Genomic DNA, 1,646 nt, shown 5'->3' with positions numbered 1-1,646 from the left:
TCCTGAATCCGCCCTACGGCTGAAATCCGGTCACGCCCCCTGTAGGAGCCCGCTTGCGGGCGATCCGGCGAGTATCGCCGGCAAGCCCGACTCCACGGCCAATGAAAAAGGCCATGACGGTCGCCCGCCATGGCCTTCTTTACTACCGGTACCGCTCCAACGATCAGCCCGCGTGGTATTCCCGCTCGGCCGCCTCGAAACGCTCGACGATGGTCGTCGACGGGGCCGGGCCCATGCGGCTGACGATCAGGATCGCGAGGCTGGCGAGGATGAAGCCGGGGATGATTTCGTACAGCCCCAGCCCGATGAACTCCTTCCACACCACCACGGTGACGGCGCCGACCAGCATGCCGGCGAGTGCGCCGTTGCGGGTCATGCGCTTCCATAGCAGCGAGAACAGCACCACCGGCCCGAACGCCGCGCCGAAACCGGCCCAGGCGTAGGACACCAGGCCCAGCACTTTGCTCTCCGGGTTGGAGGCGATGCCGATGGCGATCAGCGAAATCAGCAGCACCATCGCACGGCCGACCCACACCAGCTCGGTCTGCGACGCGCCCTTGCGCAGGAAGGCCTTGTAGAAGTCCTGCGTCAGCGCGCTGGAGCTGACCAGCAGCTGGGCACTGAGCGTACTCATCACCGCCGCCAGCACGCCGGACAGGATGATGCCGGCCACCCAGGGGTTGAACAGGATCATGGTCAGTTCGAGGAACACGCGCTCGCCGTTCTCGTTCACCGGGCCGGCCAGTTCCGGGTGGTCGGTGAAGTAGGCGATGCCGAAGAAGCCCACGGCCACGGCGCCGGCCAGGGTCAGGATCATCCAGGTCATGCCGATGCGACGGGCGTTGGGGATGGTGCGGACCGAGTCGGCGGCCATGAAGCGCACCAGGATGTGCGGCTGGCCGAAATAGCCCAGGCCCCAGGCCAGCAGCGACACGATGGCGATGAAGGACAGCCCGTTGAACATGTCGAAGGCCGCCGGACGGACCGACTCGATGGTGGTCATGACCTGATCCATGTCGCCCAGCGCCAGGATCACGAACAGCGGCGTGATCAGCAGCGCGAAGATCATCAACGTGGCCTGTACGGTGTCGGTCCAGCTCACCGCGAGGAAGCCGCCGACGAATACGTAGAGGATGGTCGCCGCCGCGCCGATCCACAGCGCCAGGTCGTAGGGCACGCCGAAGGTGCTCTCGAACAGCCGCGCACCGGCCACCACGCCCGAGGCGCAGTAGATGGTGAAGAACACCAGGATCACCAGCGCCGAGAAGATGCGCAGCAGGCGGCTGTCATCCTCGAAGCGGTGCGAGAAGTAGTCCGGCAGGGTCAGCGCGTTGTGGTTGTGCTCGGTGTGCACGCGCAGGCGCCCGGCGACGAACAGCCAGTTCAGCCAGGCACCGACGATCAGGCCGATGGCGATCCAGCTCTCCGACAGCCCGGCGACGAAGATCGCGCCCGGCAGGCCCATCAGCAGCCAGCCGCTCATGTCCGAGGCACCGGCCGACAGCGCGGTGACCAGGCTGCCGAGGCTGCGCCCGCCGAGGATGTAGTCGTCGAAGTTCTTGGTGGCGCGGTAGGCGATGAAACCGATCAGCAGCATCGCCCCGATGTACAGGACGAAGGTGATGGCAGTGGGTGAGAAGTTCATG

General features: G+C 66.0%; 1 protein-coding gene. It reads right to left on the bottom strand.

Features of this window, described 5'->3' with window-relative positions:
- Nucleotides 1–163: 163 nt before the first annotated feature.
- On the bottom strand, nucleotides 164–1,645 hold the full coding sequence (gene putP / locus D7325_RS18980; protein WP_120998016.1) for a sodium/proline symporter PutP: 1,482 nt from the start codon (nucleotides 1,643–1,645) through the stop codon (nucleotides 164–166).
- Nucleotide 1,646 lies beyond the last annotated feature (1 nt).

It is taken from the genome of Stutzerimonas urumqiensis (genome assembly GCF_003640395.1).
GTDB lineage: Bacteria > Pseudomonadota > Gammaproteobacteria > Pseudomonadales > Pseudomonadaceae > Stutzerimonas > Stutzerimonas urumqiensis.
Note: the sequence above shows the minus strand (reverse complement) of the source record. Positions and strands in the feature narration are given on the sequence as shown.

Bases quoted from the DNA above. Each gene is read 5' to 3' on its own strand.
- putP (WP_120998016.1), bottom strand. From the start codon at position 1,645: ATGAACTTCTCACCCACTGCCATCACCTTCGTCCTGTACATCGGGGCG.